Genomic DNA, 19,960 nt, shown 5'->3' with positions numbered 1-19,960 from the left:
GCGCCTCACGGGCGTTCGATCGCCTGCTTGTAGCGGGCAACGCAAGTTCCAAGCCCGAATAACTCTTCCGCACGACGTGCGCTGACCGGCAGACGCTCGGCCATGCGCGCCTGCAGTGCCTGCGCCTGCTGCACCGCCGCCACGAACTCCTCGTCCGTGTCGAACGACAGCACCCCCTCGAATTGTCCCTGTACCCAGCGGATGAACGGGCTGGTGCGTGCAATGACAATGGGCACCGCCCCGATCGCCTCGAAGAAGGCACCACTGACGAGCGCCGACTCGTCGGCATGCGGCAGGATGAGGACATCCAGGCGGGCCAGGGCGGCCGCAAAGTCCTCACGGCTCATGAAGCCCGTGGAGAGCCGGATATCCGGTGCGGGATCACGGCGTGCCATGTGGCTTCGCAACAGCGCTTCGTAAGCCGGGTCGGCACGCCCTCGGATGGCGAGTTCCGGCCCCACCGGCCACAGGTCGATGATGCGCTCGATGCGCTTGTAGGGCCGAACAGCGCCCAGGATGCCGGCACGCATCGGCCCCGGCGCGGTTCGCCCTCTGACGAGAAGCTCATCGAGTGAGCCATCCCGATACAGCGGGTGCGGGAGGTAATCGGCACGGTATCGGTCGGCAAAGCTCGGATCGTGCACCACGCGCACATCGGCCAGCCGGCTCAGCAAGCGAATCAGCCATACCGAAAAGCCGCGGCGCCACCCACTCAGGTCATGCACCGCATGGTCGTGCACGAAATACACCAGACGCGCCCGCATCAGGCTCAGCACCAGGGCGTACACCGCGAACTGCGCGAGTCCCGCCCAGCGGATACTCGCCCCGGCATGGCCTTCGGAAAAAGCCCGCGCCTCGAGCCAGTGCAGCAGCACCACGTTGTCACGCTGGAACAAGCCCAGAACCCTGCGTGACAACAACGTGCGAAACGACAGCGGCTGCACGTCGTAACCGCAGGCCGCCACAATGGTCTTCACCCGGTTGATGTAGTCGTTCGTGTGGTTGGTGAAGGGCGACACGAAGGCGGTTTTCATCCGGCCCAGTCTATCGGCCTGAAGGGCAGCTTCATCCCCCATCAACAGGGGTCAGTTGTGACAAGCCTGTGTGCGCCGTGTATGTGATTTTCACAGGGGTAACAGCCTGCCTCACGCCCCCCCTCGTCTCAGGGAAAAAGCCACCATGGCGCACCTGGAAGGCCCACCAGTTGCTCTCCAGGGCACGGCTTCTCTCCTGGAACCTCATGAACGCACCGCCTCTGACCCATACCCCCTGGCGCGCCGATCCACGCGCCGTGCGGTGGGCCCCCGCGCTGGCCGGGCTGGCCCTTCTCATCATGTACCTGCCCACCTACCGGGCACTGGACCAATTCGTATGGGGCCTGGTCGGCCAAGGCCATGGCCCCGTGATGCTCGCCCTGGTGCTGTGGCTGGCCTGGCAGCGCTATCCGAAGCTCGCCACACTGGAAGGCCCACCAGCCACCCTCGCTGGCAGCTTGCTGCTGCTGCTGGGTGGCCTGATCTACGTGGTGGGCCGCTCACAGGACGTCCTCTTTCTCGATGCCATCTCGCAGATCCCGGTGCTGATGGGCGTGCTGCTCCTGCTATGGGGCTGGCAGGGCCTGAAGACGATGTGGTTCCCGCTCTTCTTCATGCTGTTCCTGGTGCCCGTGCCGGGCTCGATCGTCGACGTGGTCACCGCCCCGCTGAAGATGGGCGTGTCGTACGTGGCAGAGCACATCCTGTATGCCCTGGGTTACCCCATCGGACGCATGGGCGTCACGCTGCACATCGGCCCCTATCAGCTGTTCGTGGCCGACGCCTGCGCTGGCCTGAACTCCATCTTCGCGCTGGAGGCGATCGGCGTGTTCTACATGAGCGTCGTCCAGCACACCAGCCGCCTGCGCAACATCCTGCTGGCCGCGCTGATCATCCCGATCTCGTTCGCCTCCAACGTGCTGCGGGTCATGGCACTGGTGCTCATCACCTACTACTTCGGGGATGAAGTGGGGCAGGGCTTTGTTCATGACTTTGCCGGCATCCTCCTGTTCCTCGTGGCCACCTGCCTGACCATCGGCACCGACTCGGTACTCGGGTTGTTCTTCGGTCGAGACAAGTCCCGGGAGCCCACATGACGAGCTGGACACGTTCAACGGTCGTCGCCACCACACTGCTGCTGTTTGCGCTGGCCGCGGTGCTGATCCGGCCGGACATCAACAGCAGCGCGCCCGACCCGCATCTGGAGGCCAGCGTGCCGCAGTCCTTCGGGTCGTGGAAGATGTTGCCGAACCCGCTGCAGCAGATCTCGGTGGCCACCCAGGGCGCCACCTCCACCGACCAGCCTTACGACGAGGTGGTGTCCCGCACCTACGTCAATCCGCAGGGCGACATGGTGATGCTGGCCCTTGCCTATGGCAAGAACCAGCGTCAGGAAGTGAAAGTGCACCGCCCGGAGCTGTGCTATCCGGCACAGGGCTTCAAGGTGATGTCACTCCAACCGGTCACTTTTACCGGCATTGCAGACAGCGCATCCGGTAAGAACGTCACAGGGCAACGCATGGTCGTCAACGCCCGAAGCAGCGCGGAGGTGGTGAGCTACTGGATCCGCATTGGCGACACCTACAGCAGCAGCCCCTGGCAGGTACGTTGGCAAATCATGAAGGAAGGTCTGCAGGGCCGCATGACTGACGGCATGCTGGTGCGGGTGTCGCAGCGGGTCAGTCCGGGCGAAGACCCGGCGCCCCATCATGCCCTGGTGGAGTCCTTTGCCCGAGACTTGCTTGCGGCGGTGCCGCCTGCCACGCGCAGTTACCTGGTCAGATGAGCCCTTCCATGTCCTTGCCCCGCGTTTCCGTGGTCGTGTGCAATCACAACTACGGCCATTTCATAGCCGACGCCATCCAGTCCGCACTGAACCAGACGCTGGCTGCGCACGAGGTCATTGTGGTCGACGATGGCTCGACCGATGAATCGGTCGCGGTCGCCTCCCGCTTCGCGGACCGCATCCGGCTGATCACGCAACCGAATGGCGGGCAGATCTCGGCCTACAACACCGGCTTTGCTGCCGCCTCAGGCGACGTTGTGGTATTCCTGGATTCCGACGACCGCCTGTGCCCCGAGGCCATCCAGGTGGTGTCCCAAGCCATGGCAGACCCGGCGGTGGCCCGGCTTCAGTATCGGCTCGGGTTGATTGACGCCTCGGGCACCGCCACAGGTGCCGTGATTCCGACCCTGCTGGCCGACGGCGATCTGGCCGATGAAGTGCGAAGCGGTCGCCTCTTTCTGGCATCGCCCGGCAGTGGCAACGCCTACCGCGTCGCGGCGCTGCGCCGCATCATGCCGCTGCCCGTGAGCCAGGAGGAGCGACACGGCGCCGACTTCTTCGCGGGCTACGGCACGGCCCTGCTCGGGCGCGTGAAGGCACTGCCAACCGCGCTCGCCCAGTACCGCGTGCACAAGGCGGGCGATGAAACCAGTCTCTGCTTTGGCAACGCCCGCGCCACAGCCCCTCAGACGCGGATCCTGCAGATGCGCTACCAGCGGCTCGCAGCATGGCTGACTGCAGCGCTGCCCGGGGAACGCCTCGCACACGACGTCTTTCCCGACTTTTCGCTGCAGAAGCAGGATTTCGCCAATGCGGTGTTCTCGGCCCCGAACTACGGGGCGGGCTTGCGAGCCGGGCTTGCGCAGTTGCCGCCCATGTTGCACTCCATCCGACTGCGTCATTGCGCGCTGCCCATGAAGCTGGGGCTGGCGGCGTGGGGCGTGCTGGTCTGGCTGCTGCCCAGGCGACTGGGGATGCCTCTGGCGCGGCACGTCTGCAACCCGTCCAGCAGGCGGTCTGCCGTGAACTGAGTGGCATACTCGGCCGCCATGATCCTGATCACTGGCGGCGCCGGCTTCATCGGCGGCAACTTCGTGCACCACTGGTTTGAACGCGCGGCGGCACAGGGCCTGCCGGCCGAGCCCGTGGTCGTGTTCGACAAGCTGACCTACGCGGGCAATCCGGCCACCATCGCCACCTACCTGCGATCGGGCCAGGCAACCCTGGTGCACTCCGACATTGCCGACCGCGATGCGGTCCGGCAGGCACTGGCCACGCACCGCCCCAGGCTGATCGTGCACTTTGCAGCCGAGAGCCATGTCGATCGCTCCATCCACGGCCCCGGCGAGTTCGTGCACACCAACATGGTGGGCACCTTCAGCCTGCTCGAGGAAGCCCGCGCTTACTGGGGCGGACTGGACGGCGAGGCCAAGTCCGCCTTCCGCTTCCTGCACGTGAGCACCGACGAGGTCTACGGCTCGCTCTCTGACACCGACGCCGCCTTCAGCGAAACGACGCCCTACGCACCCAACAGCCCGTACTCGGCCAGCAAGGCGGGCAGCGACCACCTGGTGCGGGCATACCACCACACCTACGGCTTCCCGACGCTGACCACCAACTGCAGCAACAACTACGGGCCCTACCACTTCCCCGAAAAGCTCATCCCGCTGATGATCCTCAACGCGCTGGATGGCAAGCCGCTGCCCGTGTACGGCGACGGCCTGAACATACGCGACTGGCTGTTCGTGCGCGACCACTGCGAGGCCATCTGCCAGGTCATCGAAAAAGGCACCTGCGGCGAGACCTACAACGTGGGCGGCATCAACGAGATCCGCAACATCGACGTGGTGACCACCATCTGCCGCAAGCTCGATGTGCTGCGCCCGCGTGCGGACGGCACGAAGTACGAAAGCCTGATCACCTACGTGACCGACCGCCCGGGCCACGACCGCCGCTACGCGATCGACCCCACCAAGATCCAGCGCGAGATCGGCTGGCAGCCGGCCGAAACCTTCGAATCGGGCATCGACAAGACGGTGCGCTGGTACCTTGAGAACACGGAGTGGATCGACACCGTGCGCTCGGGCGCCTACCGGGACTGGATCGCGAAGAACTACAGCGGCCGCGCCGTCTGAACGAGGTCGCCATGCACATTCTTCTGCTCGGCAAGGGCGGCCAGGTCGGCTGGGAGTTGCAGCGCGCGCTGGCGCCGCTCGGTCAGGTCACCGCCCTCGATTTCGACACACCCGGACCCGCCGCGGCCCCCGATCTGCGTGCTGATTTCAGTCAGCCCGAGCAAGTGGCTGCCCTGGTGCGCGCCGTGCGACCCGACGTGATCGTGAACGCAGCGGCGCACACCGCGGTCGACAAGGCCGAGAGCGAGCCGGATCTGGCACGGGCCATCAACGCCACGACGCCGGGGCTCGTGGCCCGGGCGGCAGCCGACCTCGGTGCGCTCCTCGTGCACTACAGCACCGACTACGTCTTCGACGGCAGCGGCACGGCGGCGCGCGACGAAGCCGCCGCCACAGCGCCCCTGAGCGTCTACGGCCGCACCAAGCTCGAAGGCGAACAGGCCATCCAGGCCAGCGGCTGCCGCCACCTCATCTTCCGCACCAGCTGGGTCTACGCAGCACGCGGCGGCAACTTTGCCAAGACCATGCTGCGCCTGGCCGCCGAGCGCGATCAGCTCAAGGTAATCGATGACCAGATCGGCGCGCCCACCGGGGCCGACCTGCTGGCGGACGTCACCGCGCATGCCATTCGCACCGTGGTGGCGGGCCGTGACGACCTGCTCGGCCTGTATCACCTCGTGGCCGCCGGCGAAACCAGCTGGTACGACTACGCGCGCTTCGTCATCGAATGGGCCCGCGAGCGCGGCCAGCCGATCCAGGTGGCGCCCGAGGCGATCTCGCCGCTGCCCACCAGTGGCTACCCCACGCCCGCGCAGCGCCCGCTGAACTCGCGGCTCGACACCCGCAAGGTCCGCGAGGCCTTCAGCGTGAACCTGCCGCCCTGGCAACAAGGTGTCGAGCGCATGCTCACTGAAATCCTGGGGAGGTAATCACCATGAGCAAGACCCGCAAGGGCCTCATCCTGGCCGGCGGCTCGGGCACGCGCCTGCACCCGGCCACGCTGGCCATCAGCAAGCAGCTGCTGCCGGTGTACGACAAGCCGATGATCTATTACCCGCTCAGCACCCTGATGCTGGCAGGCATCCGCGACATCCTGGTCATCAGCACCCCGCAAGACACCCCGCGCTTCCAGGCCCTGCTGGGCGACGGCAGCCAGTGGGGCTTGAATCTGCAATACTGCGTGCAGCCCAGCCCCGACGGTCTGGCCCAGGCCTTCATTCTCGGCCGCAACTTCGTGGGCGGTGCCCCCAGTGCCCTGGTGCTGGGCGACAACATCTACTACGGCCATGACCTTCAGCGCCAGCTGCTGAGCGCCAATGAGCGCACGGAAGGGGCGAGTGTCTTTGCGTACCACGTGAACGACCCGGAGCGCTACGGCGTGGTCGAATTCGATCAGGCCAAGCGGGCCCTGAGCATCGAGGAAAAGCCGAAGGCGCCGAAGAGCAACTACGCCGTGACGGGCATGTATTTCTACGACGAGCAGGTGTGCGACATCGCCGCATCCATCCAGCCCAGCCCTCGCGGCGAACTCGAGATCACCGACGTGAACGCCCGCTACCTGGCGCAGGGCCAGCTCAACGTCGAGATCATGGGCCGCGGCTATGCCTGGCTCGACACCGGCACGCACGACAGCCTGATGGAAGCCGGGCAGTTCATCGCCACCCTGGAAAAGCGCCAGGGCCTCAAAGTGGCCTGCCTGGAAGAAATTGCTTACCGTTCGGGCTGGATCTCGGCGGCCGACCTCGAGCGCATGGCCCAGCCGATGCTGAAGAACGGCTACGGGCAGTACCTGCTCAAGGTCATCAACGACAAGGTCTATTGACTCTTCCCACCCCATGAAACTCATCCGCACCGCCCTGCCTGACGTCGTCATCATCGAGCCCGCCGTGTACGGCGACGACCGCGGGTGGTTCATGGAAAGCTTCAACGAAGGTCGTTTCGAAGACGAACTCGGCAAGCTCGGCCTGCCCGTCCCACGCCGTTTCGTGCAGGACAACCACTCCTGCAGCCGGCGCGGCGTGCTGCGCGGCCTGCACTACCAGCTGGCGCCCCGTGCGCAGGGCAAGCTGGTGCGCGTGGTGCAAGGCGCCGCGTTCGACGTGGCAGTCGACATCCGCAAGGACTCGCCCACGTTCGGCCAGTGGGTGGGCGTGGAGCTCACCGCCGACAACCAACGCCAGCTGTGGATCCCCGCGGGCTTCGCCCACGGCTTTGTTGCGCTCGAGGACAACACCCACTTCCTCTACAAGACGACGGACACCTACTCCAGGGAACACGAGCGCAGCATCCGCTGGGATGACCCCGACATCGGGGTGGCGTGGCCACTGGGCGGCCTCATGCCGGTGCTGGCTCCGAAGGATGCAGAGGCCCCGTTGCTGAGCCAGGCCGACACGTTCTGATACGCCACGGGGCCCCCAAAGCGTGGGGAACGTGACCGCCGTGTCACAGACACCCCCGCATAATCCCTGAATGAACTCCAATGCGGCCCCCTCCGCGCCCTCCCACACCCACCTGATGCGCAAGCTGGCCGTCTACGGGCTGTTCGCCGTGTTTGCCGTGTGGTGTGTCACCGCCTTCCGCAAGGACATCGCCCAGGTCGACCCGAGCCAGCTGCAGGCCGGCTGGGGTGCGGTGCTGCTCGCGGGCGGGCTGTCGCTGGTGAACTACGCGCTGCGCGTGTGGCGCTGGCGCCTCTACATGACCCGACTGGGCCACAGCCTGCCCTGGCGCTTCGTGGCCCTGACCTACATGGCCGGGTTCGCCTTCACCCTGTCGCCCGGCAAGATCGGCGAGATGGTGCGCGCCCGCTACTACCAGCCGCATGGCATCGGCCTGCCGGCGTCCGGTGCGGCCTTCTTCGTCGAACGCCTGCTGGACCTGCTAGCCATGATGCTGCTGACGGCCGCGGCGCTGACAGAACTGCAGGCCTACCAGCGTTTTCTGTGGGTGGCACTCGCGCTGGTCGGCGGCCTGCTGGCCATGCTGATGCTGCTGCCCTGGCCCCGCGTGGCGGCCCACCTTGACCAACGCGCCGCACACCGCCTGTTGCGCCCCGCCCAGGCGATCGTGCACACACTGGTGCGCGCCCGCGCGCTGCTGTCTCCCGGCATCCTGCTGGGCGGCATGGCCCTGGGTCTCGCGGCCTGGGCGCTGGAAGCCATTGGCCTGAAGCTGGTGGCCGACGTGCTGTCGCCCGAGCCCCTCGCCATGGCGTCCGCCATGGGCATCTACGCGGTGGCCATCATCGTCGGCGCCCTGTCCTTCCTGCCCGGCGGGCTGGGCAGCACCGAGTTCGTGATGGCCGGGCTGCTGTATGCGCACGGCTTCACCATGCCCCAGGCCATCCTGCTGACCCTGGTGTGCCGACTCCTGACCCTGTGGCTCGCCGTGGTGATCGGCTGGTACTGCGTCTGGGTTCTTCGCCATACAAAACTGACATGAATCAGAGAGACGTTCCGCTTTGCGTTGACCTCGACGGCACGCTCATTCACAGCGACCTGCTGCTCGAATCCTTCCTCCTGCTTGTCAAGCGCAACCCGCTGTACCTGCTGCTCGTGCCGTTCTGGCTGCTGGGCGGCAAGGCCCGACTCAAGCGCGAGATCGCCAGCCGCGTCACGCTCAACGGCGCGGCCCTGCCTTATGCAGCGCCCTTTGTCGACTGGCTGCGAACGCAGAAGCAACTCGGCCGGCCGATCTGGCTCGTGACCGCCTCGGACAGCCGCCTGGCCCACGCCGTGGCCCAGCACTTGGGCCTGTTCGATGGCGTGCTGTCCAGTGACGGCCAGACCAACCTGTCGGGAAGCAACAAGGCCGCCGAACTGGTCAAGCGCTTTGGCGAAAAGCGCTTTGACTACTGTGGCAACGAGGCCGTCGACCTGAAGGTGTGGCCACATGCCCACGCGGCGGTGGTGGTGCACGGCGGCAAGGCGCTGGAAGCACGTGCCCGCGCGGTCACCCAGGTGGCAGCCACCTTTGCCCCGCAGCCCACCACCTTCAAGGTGGTGACGAAAGCACTGCGCGTTCACCAGTGGGCCAAGAACGCACTGATCTTCGTGCCGCTGGCAGCCGCCCACGTGCTGGGCGATGCAGCCCGGATGCTCGACGGCCTGACGGCGTTCGTCGCCTTCAGCTTGTGTGCCTCGTCGGTGTACCTGCTCAACGACATGCTGGATCTGGAGGCGGATCGCGCGCACCACAGCAAGTGCCGTCGGCCGTTTGCGGCCGGCACCTTGAGCCTGCTGTTCGGACTGGTGGCCGCACCGCTGCTGCTGCTGCTGGCCTTTGGCCTGGCGCTGCTGCTGCCCGCGAAGTTCCTGGGCGTGCTGCTGGCCTACTACGTCGTCACGCTGGCCTATTCTTTCCTGCTGAAACGCCTGGTGATGATCGACGTGCTGACTCTGGCCGGGCTGTACACCGTGCGCATCGTGGCGGGCGCGGCGGCCACGGACATCCCGCTGTCGTTCTGGCTGCTGATGTTCGCGATCTTCATCTTCCTGAGCCTGGCCATCGTCAAACGCTTTGCCGAGCTGCACGCCATGCGCGTGCAAGGCAAGGACAAAGCCTCCGGTCGGGGCTACCAGGTCAATGACATCCACCTGCTGCAGAGCCTGGGCACGGCCAGCGGCTACCTCAGCATTCTGGTGCTGGCCCTGTACGTGAACTCGCCCGACATCGCCAGGCTCTACAGCCATCCGAAGCTGGTGTGGCTGCTGGTGCCGGTGATGCTGTACTGGATCAGCCGCATCTGGATGGAGACCTACCGCGGTCACATGGATGACGACCCGCTGGTGTACGCGCTGAAGGACCGCACCAGCCTCGCCACCGGTGTGGCGGCGGCCATCGTGCTGTGGGCCGCCACCTGACACCGTATGGCGGTCACCTCGTCGTACACCTCCTGGGGCCGGGTACTGCGGCCGCAGCACGAACTGCTGCCCCTGGCCAGCCGCCATGCGCCCTTGCCTGCCTTGCCCGATGGCAGCGCGACCATGCTGCCCTACGGCAACGGCCGCAGCTACGGTGACAGCAACCTGAACCCGGACGGCGCCCTGCTGCCGGGTCGCCAACTCGACCGCTTCATCGCCTTCGATCCGGCCACGGGCGTGCTGCGCTGCGAGGCCGGTGTGCTGCTGTCCGAGATCCTCCGCCTGGTTGTGCCCCAGGGGTGGTTTCTGCCCGTCACGCCCGGCACCCAGTTCGTGACGGTGGGCGGCGCCATCGCCAACGACGTGCACGGCAAGAACCACCATGTGGCAGGCTCGTTCGGCAACCATGTGCGGTGCTTCGAGCTGCTGCGCTCGGATGGCACCCGGCACGTGTGCAGCCTGACCGAGCATGCCGACTGGTTTGCCGCCACGGTGGGCGGGCTCGGCCTGACCGGCCTGATCACCTGGGCCGAAATGCAGTTGCGCCGCGTGGCCAACCCCTTCATGGTGACCGAATCCATCCGCTTCCGCAGCCTGGAGGAGTTCTTCGAACTGAGCGCCGCCTCGGAGGCCGACCACGAGTACACCGTGTCGTGGATCGACTGCGCGTTTGGCGGCAAGCGCCTCGGCCGCGGCCTGTTCAACCGGGGCAACCATGCCCCCGCGGCGATGGAGATGGCTTGGGTGCCGCGGGGCCTGACGCAAGGCGGAGACCCCCACACGCGCACCGTGCCGATCACGCCCCCGCTGTCGCTGGTCAACAGCCTGTCGCTCAAGTCGTTCAACACGCTGTACTTCCACAAGCAGCGGCGTGATGTGGTCAGCGGCATGCAGCACTACCGGCCGTTCTTCTATCCGCTCGATGCCCTGCTCGAATGGAACCGCATCTACGGCCCGCAGGGCTTCTACCAGTACCAGTGCGCCATCCCGCCCGAGCGTGCGCTGCAGGCCACGCGTGCGCTGCTGGAAGCGATCTCGGCCAGTGGCATGGGCTCGTTCCTGGCGGTGCTCAAGCAATTTGGCGCGCCCGCCTCGCACGGCATGCTGTCCTTTCCTATGCCCGGCACCACGCTGGCGCTTGATTTCCCAAACCAGGGCCCTCGGCTGCACAAGCTTTTCGAGGCGCTGGACCGCATCGTGCTGGAAGCGGGCGGGCGGCTTTACCCCGCCAAGGATGGCCGCATGGGCGCGGCCCTGTTCAAGGCCGGCTACCCGCGCTGGTCCGAATTCACACCGTATGTCGACCCTCGCTTCAGCTCCGGCTTCTGGCGCAGGGTCATGGAGCAAGCATGAGAAAGATCCTGATCGTCGGGGCCACGTCGGCCATTGCAGAGGCGACGGCGCGCGTTTGGGCCCAGCGGGGCGACAAGCTGTTTCTGGCGGCCCGCCGGGAAGCGCCGTTGCAGTCTGTCGCAGACGACCTGCGTACGCGCGGCGCGGCCTATGTGGGCACGCAGATGTTCGACGCCAACGCACTGGATCAGCATGTGAGCCTGCTGCAGGCCGCCACCGAAGCGATGGGCGGGCTCGACACCGTGCTGATCGCGCACGGCACCCTGTCGGACCAGACCCGGGCGCAGACGGATGCGGCCTACGCCATGGACGAGATTCACACCAACGGCCTGTCCGTGGTTCACCTCATGGGCCTGGCGGGTGAGCAACTGGCCAGCCAGGGGCATGGCGCCATCGCCGTGATCTCGTCGGTGGCCGGCGACCGCGGGCGGCAGAGCAATTACGTGTATGGCAGCGCCAAGGCCCTGGTGTCTGCCTTTGCCTCCGGGCTACGGCAACGGCTCAGCAAGCAGGGCGTGCACGTGGTGACGATCAAGCCCGGCTTCGTCGACACGCCGATGACGGCGTCCTTCAAGAAGGGCGCGTTGTGGGCCAAACCCGAGAAGGTGGCGGCCGACATCGTGAACGGCGTGGACAAGGGCAAGTCGGTGGTCTACACCCCGGGCTTCTGGGCCTTGATCATGCTGATCATCAAGCACATCCCGGAGTTCGTGTTCGTGAAGCTCGCGCTCTGAGCGACCACACCGGACGGAAGCCTGCATGCGCATCGCCATCTTCACCCACCCGCCCTTCATGAACTCGCAGAGCATGCCGCGGTTCGCGCGCATGCTGGAAGAGGCTTACACCGCACGCGGTCACACCGTGAGCCTGCACTCGGCTGTGCCGGTGATGCGCCGCTGGATCACCCATCCCAAGCTCGCCAAGTGGGCGGGCTACGTCGACCAGTACCTGCTGTTCCCGCGGGCCTTCCGCAAGACGCTGCGGACCCTCCCACCGGACACCTTGTTCGTGTTCTGTGATCAGGCGCTGGGCCCGTGGTGTCCGCTGGTGAACGACCGGCCGCACGTGGTGCATGCACACGATCTGCTCGCGCTGCGCTCGGCACTGGGCGACATCCCCGAGAACCCGACGTCGGCCACGGGCAAGGCCTACCAGCGCTACATCCGGCAGGGCTTTCAGCAAGCACGGCGCTTCATCGCCATTTCCCGGCGCACGCAGGACGATCTGATCCGCTTTGCCGGCATCCCGCGTGAACGCATCAGCGTCGTTTACAACGATCTGAATCACCGCTTCGCCCCGATGCCCGACGGCGAGGCGCGCGCTGTGCTGACCCGGGCGAACCTGCCGGCAGACAAGGGCAGCATGCTGCTGCACGTGGGCGGCGGCCAGTGGTACAAGAACCGCGTCGGCATCGTCAGTCTGTATGCAGCATACGCCCGACGGTGTGCGCAAGCAGGCGCCGTGCCCTTGCCGCTGCTCATGGTGGGCCCGCCTCCCTCCGGCGCACCGTTGCAGGCCGCGTTGGCCTCCGTGCCGGCCGGCGCGCAGGTGATCTTCCGGCAGGGGCTGGACCAGCCGACCCTGGTGGCTGCCTATACACAGGCTGCCGCTTTTCTGTTCCCGAGCCTGGCAGAGGGATTCGGATGGCCGATCGTCGAGGCCCAAGCATGCGGCACGCTGACCCTGACCACTGACGAGGCACCCATGAGCGAGGTGGGCGGGCCTTCTGCCTTCTACGTGCCCCGACTGCCTTACGGCGCCCCGGTGGGCCCGTGGGCTGAAACGGCGGCCGAGACCTTGATCGGCATGCTGGCCCTGTCGGGGGCCGAGAGGGAACACCGCGTTCAACAGGCGCAAACCTGGGCCAGCCAGTTCAACACCGGGGCCGCCATTGAAGGCTATCTTGCGGTGTATGCCGACGTCTTGAAGCAGGCGGGCTGCGCACCCGCCTGACATCCGACAGCGACCGGGATCAGGCCCGCGCGTCGCCCCAGCGCAGCGCGGTGCCTTCCTCGCCCTGGTAGGTGGTGTGCCCGCTGCGGTCCACCACGTAGAGCGGCGAGGCGATCACGTCGGTGAAGGTCGCGCCCCCGTTGAGGCGGGTGTAGTCGAACAGCACGCTGCGAACCAGGTGGCTACCGGCACGCAGCTGGCACCCATTGCCCAGCCAGGCCGGGCCTTCGATGGTGACACCATCCTCGATGTCGCTGCCCGAGCCGATGTAGACCGGGCCGGTGATGTTGACCTTGTCCCAGTTCACGCGGGTATTGAGCCCCACCCAGACGCCCGGGCGCACTTCCTTGCCAGGCATGCGCATGTCGGCGATCTCGCCTTTCAGCACGCGCTGCAGCACGGTCCAGTAGTCCGTCACCCGGCCGATGTCGATCCAGTGGAACGGGTGGCTTTGGGCAAAGAACGGCAGCCCCTGCTTCACCAGCAACGGGAACAGCTGGCTGCCGATGTCGAATTCGACGCCGCGCGGCACCAGTTCGAGCACCGCCGGCTCGAAGATGTAGATGCCCGTGCTGGCCAGGTTGGACAACGCCTCTTCGGGCTTGGGCTTTTCCTGGAAGGACTGCACCCGACCGTCCTCACCGGCCACCACCACGCCGTAGTTCTTCACTTCATCGCGCGACACGGGCAGAGTCACGACCGTCGCCATGGCCTTCTTGGCATGGTGCTCTTCGAGGGCAGCCGTGATGTCGAGGTCGATGATCGCGTCGCCGCACAGCACCAGGGTGGTGTCGTCGAAAAAGCCCGAGAAGTCCTGGATGTGGCGCATGCCGCCCGCGGAGCCCTTGGGCCGGGGCACGATTTCGCCATGCTCCCGCACGCCCTCGTACGAATAGCCGATCTCCACACCCCACCGGCTGCCGTCGCCGAAGTAGTTCTCGATCTTCCAGTGGTGGTAGGCCACGTTGATCATGATCTCGCGCACACCGTGGCGGGCCAGGTGCTCGATGATGTACTCAAGGACCGGCTTGCCCAGGATGGGAATCATCGGTTTGGGCATGCCCTTGGTGAGCGGGCGGATCCGGGTCCCTTGACCGGCCGCCAGGATCATGGCTTTTGTCATTTTCGTTGATGTGTCGTAAGAGGCAGACCGCCCGATTGCACCACAAGGAGGATGACAGCCAAGCGACCGCCCCCCAAGAGGATGCCCCCTCACATCAGTTTGAAAGCTCCGCGTTGCAGAAGTTGCACGGCGCCGACCTGCCCCGTCAATTTGTCACAGGCAGGTGGATGACAAAGCAACTGCCCCCACCCTGGCGGGCCTCGCACCGCACCTTGCCGCCGTGCCGCTCGGCGATCTGCCTCACCAGGCTGAGGCCCAGCCCGACGCCGCCCGCGTACTCGGCATGCCCGGGCAGCCGGTAGAAAGGCTCGAAGATGCGGTCGCGCTGCTCAGGGGGCACCCCGGGCCCCCGGTCGCAAACACGCAATTCGACAAACCGGGGCTGGGCATCCAGCTCAAGCTCGATGTCCGGGCCTCCGTAGCGCCGGGCGTTCTCGAGCAGGTTGCGCACGGCACGGCGCAGCAGGCGCTCGTCCCCCGGGTAAGAGTGGGCTGGCACCTGCACCGGAGACACTTCGGCATTGACGCGGCGCGCCTCCTCGATGGCCAGCCCGAGCAGGTCGACCGGCTGGCGCTCGATGTCCGTGCGCGCATCGAGCCGGCTGGCGAGCAGCACCTCTTCGACCAGCGCATCGAGTTCGCGGATGTCCTGGTGGATCTCTTCCTTGATCTGCGCGGCGCGTTCGGGCGGCATGTCGGCCATGATGGACACAGCCATCTTCAAGCGGGCCAGCGGCGAGCGCAGTTCGTGGCTGGCGTTGGCCAGCAGACTGCGGTTGGCGGTGACGAGGTCCTCGATGCGCTGTGCGGTGTCGTTGAAACTGGCGGCCAGCGCAGCGACTTCGTCGCGCCCCTCTACGGTCACGCGGTGCTGCAGTTGCCCGGAGCCAAACGCCTCCACCCCATCCCGCAGGGCCTTGAGCCGCCGGGTGAGCCGGTTGGCCACGGGCCATGCGCCAACGGCGACGGCAATGAACAACAGCACCAGCGAGGTGATGAGCGCGGGCACGCCCTCCACCAGCCACAAGGGCAGGAACGCGGGCGGGAAGTCGGACCACCAGCCGCCATGCGGTGCGCCACGCGGCTCACCGGGGCTGGCCTCCCGCGCGAACGGCGGCGGGCCTTCGGCTCCGTGGCCCATACCAGGCGGGGGCGGGGGCCCCATTCCACCGGGCAACACACGCAGCCGCAACGCGCCGGGCCGCAGCATCCACAAGGTGCGGCCGTCCGACAGACGCGACTGCTGCAGGCGGCCACGCATGTCGGGCGCGCGCCGCAGGATGTCGGCCAGCAAAGGCGAGGTGGCCAGGCGCTCGCCACGTGCGTCATCCAGGGCCATGGGCATGCGCAGGCGCTCCGACCAGTCCAGCAGCGCGTTGGCCTGCTCGTCGATCGGTGCCGTGATGGGCGGCAGGCTGTTTTCCAGCAGTTCGGCCCAGGCGGCCGCGCGCTCGGCGTGAAAAGCGCGCGTCTGCAGCTGTTCACGCTGGTGCTCGAGGTTGCGCTGCGCCAGCCAGCCGGACACCAGCGCAAAGATCAGCAGGACCGCGACGACGGCCAGGTAAATGCGCAGCGCAAGCGTCTTCATCGGGCGTCGACGTCGGCGTCCTGTTTCTTCGCGAAGACGTAGCCCACGCCCCGCACGGTCAGGATGCGGCGCGGCTCCTTGGGCTCGTCCTCGATGGCGGCGCGAATGCGCGAGATGTGGACATCGATGGAGCGATCGAAGGCTTCCAGCGGATGCCCTTTGAGCGCGTCCATGATCTGATCGCGGCTCAGCACCCGACCGGGATGCTGCGCGAGCACGGACAGCAGATCGAACTGGTAGGACGTGAGGTCGCACGGTTTGCTGTCGAGGCGCACCTGGCGCAGGCCGGTGTCGATCTCGAGGCGGCCGAAGCGCCAGACATCGTTGTCGTCGGTCGCCGGGCCGGTGCGCCGCAGGAGGGCGCGCAGGCGGGCGAGCAGTTCGCGCGGCTCGAAGGGCTTGGGGAGGTAGTCGTCTGCGCCGATCTCCAGCCCCACGATGCGGTCGGTCGGTTCGCCGCGCGCGCTCAGCATCAGCAGCGGCAGGCTGCGTGTACGTGGCGAGGCGCGCAACTCCCGGCACAGGTCCAGGCCGTCGCCGTCTGGCAGCATGAGATCCAGCACCAGGGCGTCGAAGGCCTGGCGGGCGATCAACTCGCGCCCCGCCGCCAGACTGGGCGCACAAGACACCAGGTAGCCGTGGCTGCGCAGGTAGTCACCGACCATGGCACTGAGGCGAAGGTCGTCGTCAATCAGCAGGATGTGCTCGCTCATGTCCGGCATTGTCGCGCGCTCCATGCTCACCGTGCGTCAGGGCGCTCCGCGCCGTCGCGGCCGTGATGCCGGTGAGGCATGCGGTCACCGCCGCGACGGTCCATGCGCGCCTGCACTTCCTTGGCAAAGGTGGCACGCTGCTCGGGCGTCAGCACTTTCGCGATGTCGACCGCGGCCTGCAGCATGCGCTGGCTGACCTGATCGTGATGGGCATGGAGTTGCTGGCGTAGCTTTTCTGCGCCAGCGGCATCGACCTGGGGCTGTGCGAGCAGCGCCAGCATCGCGCGGTACGGATGAGCCGGCTGGCCGTCTGCCCCTTGCGGCAACTTGCTGTGCAGCGTCTGCACGTCAGCACGCGCCTTGTCGGCGATGTCGCGGATCTGCTTGCGCTGGGGGTCGGTTGCCTTGACGGCATCGAGCATGCGGTCCAGGCCGCGGCCTGCGAAGGGCATGCCCATCATCATGCCGCCGTGGCCATGCGGCATCACGGCGTGGGCAGCGGGCGCGTTGGCGGCCCCCTGGCCACCAGGCGCGGCAGCCCAGGCGTGGGCCGACCACACCGTGAGGGCCGTGGCGCCGGCCAGCAGCATGCCCAGGGCCCAGCCCTGGCGGCCAAGGGGCTGGCTGGCATGCGCGGTGCGAGAGGAATTGGTCATCTGCTTCTCCTGGTTGAAAGCCGTTGTGGCTGTGGAGAAGAGCATGCGTCGCGGGGGTAAAGCGGCTGTGGCTTGAGGGTAAAGATCTGTGAAAACCCGCCACGCCCGGCGTCCAAAACAGAAAAGCCCGCTGCCTTTCGGCAAACGGGCTTTTTGTATGGCGGAGAGGGTGTCCGCACGCAGAGCGTCTCAGGTCATCTCAATTGCGCTCAGTTTGCGGCGTCTGCGCCGGGAGAGACGCCAAACAGTTGACTCATAGCGGCTCAAGTTCTACCATCGCATCTCCTGTTTTTTGATGGGTCTTTTGATGGGCCCAGAGAACACGATGCCGAAGAAGGCCAAAGAGATGTCCGCGATCGAGGTACGCAACCTCGCCGAGCCCGGCACGCACTTTGTCGGTGGGGTAGCGGGCCTCGCACTGCGGATAAAGGACACCGGGGCGAAGTCATGGGTGCTGCGTGCGACGATCGGCAGTAAGCGGCGCGACTACGGGCTCGGTGGCTTCCCTGACGTGCCTTTGGCGTCGGCACGAGAGGCGGCCCGCGAGGCGAGAATGAAGATCAAGGCGGGCATAGACCCCGTCGAGGAGACACGAAAGGCGCGCAGCGCGCTGAAGGCATCCCAAGCCGTCGCACTGACCTTCAGGAGGGCGGGAGAGGCGTACATCAAGGCACACAGCGAAGGCTGGCGCAACGAGAAGCACGCCGACCAGTGGACCAACACGCTGGCCACCTACGCTTACCCAAAGATTGGCGACCTGCTGGTGCAAGACGTCCAGCTGCCCCAGGTGCTCGCGGTGTTAGAACCGATCTGGACTACCAAGACGGAGACTGCATCGAGAGTGCGCGGCCGCATCGAGGCCGTGCTGGACTGGGCAACCGCCCGCGGTCATCGTGAGGGCCTCAATCCAGCGCGCTGGCGCGGGCATCTGGACAAGCTTCTGCCCAAGCCCTCGAAGGTTGCCCGCGTCGAGCACCACACCGCCCTCCCCGCCTCGGAAATGCCATCGTTCATGGCTGCACTACGAGGGCAGCCCGGCGCCGGTGCCAGAGCTCTTGAATTCGCCATCCTTACGGCAGCCCGCTCCGGTGAAGTGAGAGGCGCGACTTGGCGAGAAATCGACCTTGATGCCGGGGTGTGGTTGATCCCTGGCGAGCGAATGAAGGCAGGACGCGAGCACCGTGTCCCCCTGTCCCCTGAGGCAGTCGCGCTACTCAAGGCATTGCCGAAGCACGGGGAAACCGACCTGGTATTCGTGGGCGCCAAAGGCGGGCAGCTCTCCGACATGACGCTGCTTGCGGTGGTCAGACGGATGAAGGCACCGTGCGTGCCCCACGGGTTCCGGTCCACCTTCCGCGATTGGGCTGCCGAGCACACGAACTACCCCAGCGAGATGGCCGAGATGGCACTGGCGCACACCATCAGCGACAAGGTCGAGGCGGCCTACCGTCGCGGCGACATGTTCGAGAAGCGGCGCCAGATGATGGCCGACTGGGCGGCGTTCTGCGCTGCCGGGTCGAAAGAGAAACCCGACGCCTGACGGAATCAGGCAAACAAGCGGGGCCCGAAGGCGTTGCAGCGCCAGCGAGCCCCTGACCACAACGCACACACCATCGAAAGGACGTGCACCATGGCTACCTCTGATCTTACCCACGCTCGCCAAACCACCAACCCCGCAACGCAGGGCCCGAATACCAGGGATATCAACTTGGCCGCCGATGCACTCCGTGAAATCACAGACAAAGCACGAGCGATCAGCGTGGGCACCGAGTCGATCGACGATAACACCCTGGAGCTTTTCACCATCCCTGCTATGCGCGCGCTTGCGCAACAAATCGGCTGGCTCGCCGACGCGGCGCTGCAGCGGCTGCACCAAGAACCAGCTTTGGGCGGCGCGAGCGCGTGGATGTTCCCGGACCTTGAAAGGTCGAAATCTTGTTAATTTGACGCCGGATTACCACACGGCTACCCGTGGACAGGTAATCTAGCGCCTCGCTCTACCCGTTTACGGATAGAGCTTTTTCAGCCTTCGCGACGATACAGAATGGCGATTTAAAACCGCTGTACGCCGATGCTCACTGAAAATAAATACCCGCGTTCTGCGCCTGCCATCCGCGCCTCCGCGGACGACTCTTGCGGTGGACTGGCAATCCCTACCCTGTGCCTTCGCCGGAGCCGCGACTCATGAGCAAGCGCCTGCAACCTTACGAGCCGCTGACTTACGCCAACATGACGCCAGAGGAGCGCGCCAGGCGTCAAGCCATCATGGACATGATCCTGGAAAAGCACGCCCGAGAAACCCGTGCATCCGCCTGGCTCAAGGAACAACGCCCCAAACTGCTGAATGAGGTGAAGGCTTGGGAGGATAGCGTTTTGATCCGGAACTACGTCGCTATGCTGGATCAACGCGCCGCCGATGGCGGCGAGGCCGTAGAGGGCTTCGAAGCCTGGCGCACGGACGCCCTGAAAGTCGCGGACGCGCTGGATCCAACGCAGTTGCGTGTGCGTCCTAAGCCCTGACCGACACCCCGAAGCACACAGCTCACCGGCTCTCGGGACTGGCAACGCCGGTGACAGCGCCCCGGACAGCGTCCATGGGCCCGGCCGGATCCAATTTGCCCTCTGCGACCTCCGCTGCATAGCCAAGCGGCCTGCTCAAAGCGGACACGGGAATGCCCGTCAGCATGCTGGTGAGCGTCAGTGTGTCGCGCAGTGCCCGCTTGGCGCTTCCGTCCTCCAGCACAGCGTTGTAGACCG

Annotated in this window: 21 protein-coding genes; 15 read left to right on the top strand and 6 right to left on the bottom strand. The window is 66.2% G+C overall.

The features are described 5' to 3' along the window. Positions 1-5: 5 nt before the first annotated feature. A complete protein-coding gene (locus Q0Z44_RS08405; protein WP_298011736.1) occupies positions 6-1,034 on the bottom strand; it encodes a hypothetical protein in 1,029 nt (342 codons plus the stop codon). 206 nt (positions 1,035-1,240) lie between these two features. Here Q0Z44_RS08405 and xrtB point away from each other — a divergent pair, with 206 nt between their 5' ends. From xrtB to Q0Z44_RS08345, 12 genes are all read left to right on the top strand, one after another. Continuing rightward, the gene (xrtB, locus tag Q0Z44_RS08400) at positions 1,241-2,131 is read left to right on the top strand and encodes an exosortase B (protein ID WP_109037473.1); all 891 of its coding nucleotides are present in this window, start codon (positions 1,241-1,243) and stop codon (positions 2,129-2,131) included. After that, complete coding sequence (locus Q0Z44_RS08395; RefSeq protein ID WP_109037474.1) at positions 2,128-2,820, top strand: exosortase C-terminal domain/associated protein EpsI; 693 nt, start codon at positions 2,128-2,130, stop codon at positions 2,818-2,820. The genes xrtB and Q0Z44_RS08395 overlap by 4 nt, the downstream gene beginning before the upstream one ends. Positions 2,821-2,828: 8 nt before the next feature. Further along, positions 2,829-3,851: a glycosyltransferase family A protein gene (locus tag Q0Z44_RS08390; protein WP_298011733.1), complete on the top strand. Its 1,023-nt coding sequence runs from the start codon at positions 2,829-2,831 to the stop codon at positions 3,849-3,851. Positions 3,852-3,869: 18 nt separating this feature from the next. Further along, a complete protein-coding gene (rfbB, locus tag Q0Z44_RS08385; protein WP_109038408.1) occupies positions 3,870-4,955 on the top strand; it encodes a dTDP-glucose 4,6-dehydratase in 1,086 nt (361 codons plus the stop codon). Between the two features lie 11 nt (positions 4,956-4,966). Further along, positions 4,967-5,884, top strand: coding sequence for a dTDP-4-dehydrorhamnose reductase (gene rfbD, locus Q0Z44_RS08380; protein WP_298011731.1), 918 nt, complete (start codon positions 4,967-4,969; stop codon positions 5,882-5,884). 5 nt (positions 5,885-5,889) lie between these two features. After that, positions 5,890-6,777, top strand: a complete 888-nt coding sequence (gene rfbA, locus Q0Z44_RS08375; RefSeq protein WP_298011730.1) for a glucose-1-phosphate thymidylyltransferase RfbA — start codon at positions 5,890-5,892, stop codon at positions 6,775-6,777. 13 nt (positions 6,778-6,790) lie between these two features. Further along, entirely contained in the window at positions 6,791-7,354 is a 564-nt protein-coding gene (gene rfbC, locus Q0Z44_RS08370; protein WP_298011728.1) for a dTDP-4-dehydrorhamnose 3,5-epimerase, read from the top strand. Between the two features lie 70 nt (positions 7,355-7,424). Further along, on the top strand, positions 7,425-8,396 hold the full coding sequence (locus Q0Z44_RS08365) for a lysylphosphatidylglycerol synthase transmembrane domain-containing protein (RefSeq protein WP_298011727.1): 972 nt from the start codon (positions 7,425-7,427) through the stop codon (positions 8,394-8,396). Next, a complete protein-coding gene (locus Q0Z44_RS08360; protein WP_298011726.1) occupies positions 8,393-9,817 on the top strand; it encodes a UbiA family prenyltransferase in 1,425 nt (474 codons plus the stop codon). Before Q0Z44_RS08365 ends, Q0Z44_RS08360 begins: the two co-directional genes overlap by 4 nt. 6 nt (positions 9,818-9,823) lie before the next feature. Further along, positions 9,824-11,170 carry an FAD-binding oxidoreductase gene (locus Q0Z44_RS08355; protein WP_298011724.1) on the top strand — a complete coding sequence of 449 codons (1,347 nt, stop codon included), beginning with the start codon at positions 9,824-9,826 and terminating at the stop codon, positions 11,168-11,170. Further along, entirely contained in the window at positions 11,167-11,904 is a 738-nt protein-coding gene (locus Q0Z44_RS08350; RefSeq protein ID WP_298011722.1) for an SDR family oxidoreductase, read from the top strand. The genes Q0Z44_RS08355 and Q0Z44_RS08350 overlap by 4 nt, the downstream gene beginning before the upstream one ends. A 25-nt stretch (positions 11,905-11,929) precedes the next feature. Beyond that, the gene (locus Q0Z44_RS08345) at positions 11,930-13,123 is read left to right on the top strand and encodes a glycosyltransferase (RefSeq protein ID WP_298011720.1); all 1,194 of its coding nucleotides are present in this window, start codon (positions 11,930-11,932) and stop codon (positions 13,121-13,123) included. Between the two features lie 19 nt (positions 13,124-13,142). Here the strand turns inward: Q0Z44_RS08345 and Q0Z44_RS08340 are convergent, their stop codons facing one another. The 4 genes from Q0Z44_RS08340 to Q0Z44_RS08325 all read right to left on the bottom strand — a co-directional run bounded on the left by Q0Z44_RS08340 (position 13,143) and on the right by Q0Z44_RS08325 (position 17,203). Beyond that, positions 13,143-14,234, bottom strand: a complete 1,092-nt coding sequence (locus Q0Z44_RS08340) for an NDP-sugar synthase (RefSeq protein ID WP_298011719.1) — start codon at positions 14,232-14,234, stop codon at positions 13,143-13,145. 157 nt (positions 14,235-14,391) lie between these two features. After that, positions 14,392-15,834 (bottom strand): HAMP domain-containing sensor histidine kinase, encoded by a 1,443-nt coding sequence (locus tag Q0Z44_RS08335; RefSeq protein ID WP_298011717.1) that lies wholly within the window; start codon positions 15,832-15,834, stop codon positions 14,392-14,394. After that, positions 15,831-16,547 carry a response regulator transcription factor gene (locus Q0Z44_RS08330; RefSeq protein ID WP_109038409.1) on the bottom strand — a complete coding sequence of 239 codons (717 nt, stop codon included), beginning with the start codon at positions 16,545-16,547 and terminating at the stop codon, positions 15,831-15,833. The genes Q0Z44_RS08335 and Q0Z44_RS08330 overlap by 4 nt, the downstream gene beginning before the upstream one ends. Before the next feature lie 26 nt (positions 16,548-16,573). Then, the gene (locus Q0Z44_RS08325; protein ID WP_298011716.1) at positions 16,574-17,203 is read right to left on the bottom strand and encodes a Spy/CpxP family protein refolding chaperone; all 630 of its coding nucleotides are present in this window, start codon (positions 17,201-17,203) and stop codon (positions 16,574-16,576) included. A gap of 325 nt (positions 17,204-17,528) precedes the next feature. On the opposite strand from Q0Z44_RS08325, the gene Q0Z44_RS08320 reads away from it, so the two are divergent. The 3 genes from Q0Z44_RS08320 to Q0Z44_RS08310 all read left to right on the top strand — a co-directional run bounded on the left by Q0Z44_RS08320 (position 17,529) and on the right by Q0Z44_RS08310 (position 19,723). Then, positions 17,529-18,743: a site-specific integrase gene (locus Q0Z44_RS08320; protein ID WP_298011714.1), complete on the top strand. Its 1,215-nt coding sequence runs from the start codon at positions 17,529-17,531 to the stop codon at positions 18,741-18,743. A 90-nt stretch (positions 18,744-18,833) separates the two neighbouring features. After that, positions 18,834-19,145, top strand: a complete 312-nt coding sequence (locus tag Q0Z44_RS08315; RefSeq protein ID WP_298011713.1) for a hypothetical protein — start codon at positions 18,834-18,836, stop codon at positions 19,143-19,145. Between the two features lie 242 nt (positions 19,146-19,387). Beyond that, on the top strand, positions 19,388-19,723 hold the full coding sequence (locus Q0Z44_RS08310; protein WP_298011711.1) for a hypothetical protein: 336 nt from the start codon (positions 19,388-19,390) through the stop codon (positions 19,721-19,723). A 22-nt stretch (positions 19,724-19,745) separates the two neighbouring features. Here Q0Z44_RS08310 and Q0Z44_RS08305 read toward each other — a convergent pair. After that, a partial coding sequence (locus tag Q0Z44_RS08305) for a hypothetical protein (protein ID WP_298011710.1) occupies positions 19,746-19,960 on the bottom strand: 215 nt, incomplete at its 5' end.

It is taken from the genome of uncultured Aquabacterium sp., from assembly GCF_947366995.1.
In the GTDB taxonomy this organism is placed as follows: Bacteria; Pseudomonadota; Gammaproteobacteria; order Burkholderiales; family Burkholderiaceae_C; genus Aquabacterium.
This window is presented reverse-complemented; position numbering and strand designations above follow the sequence as displayed.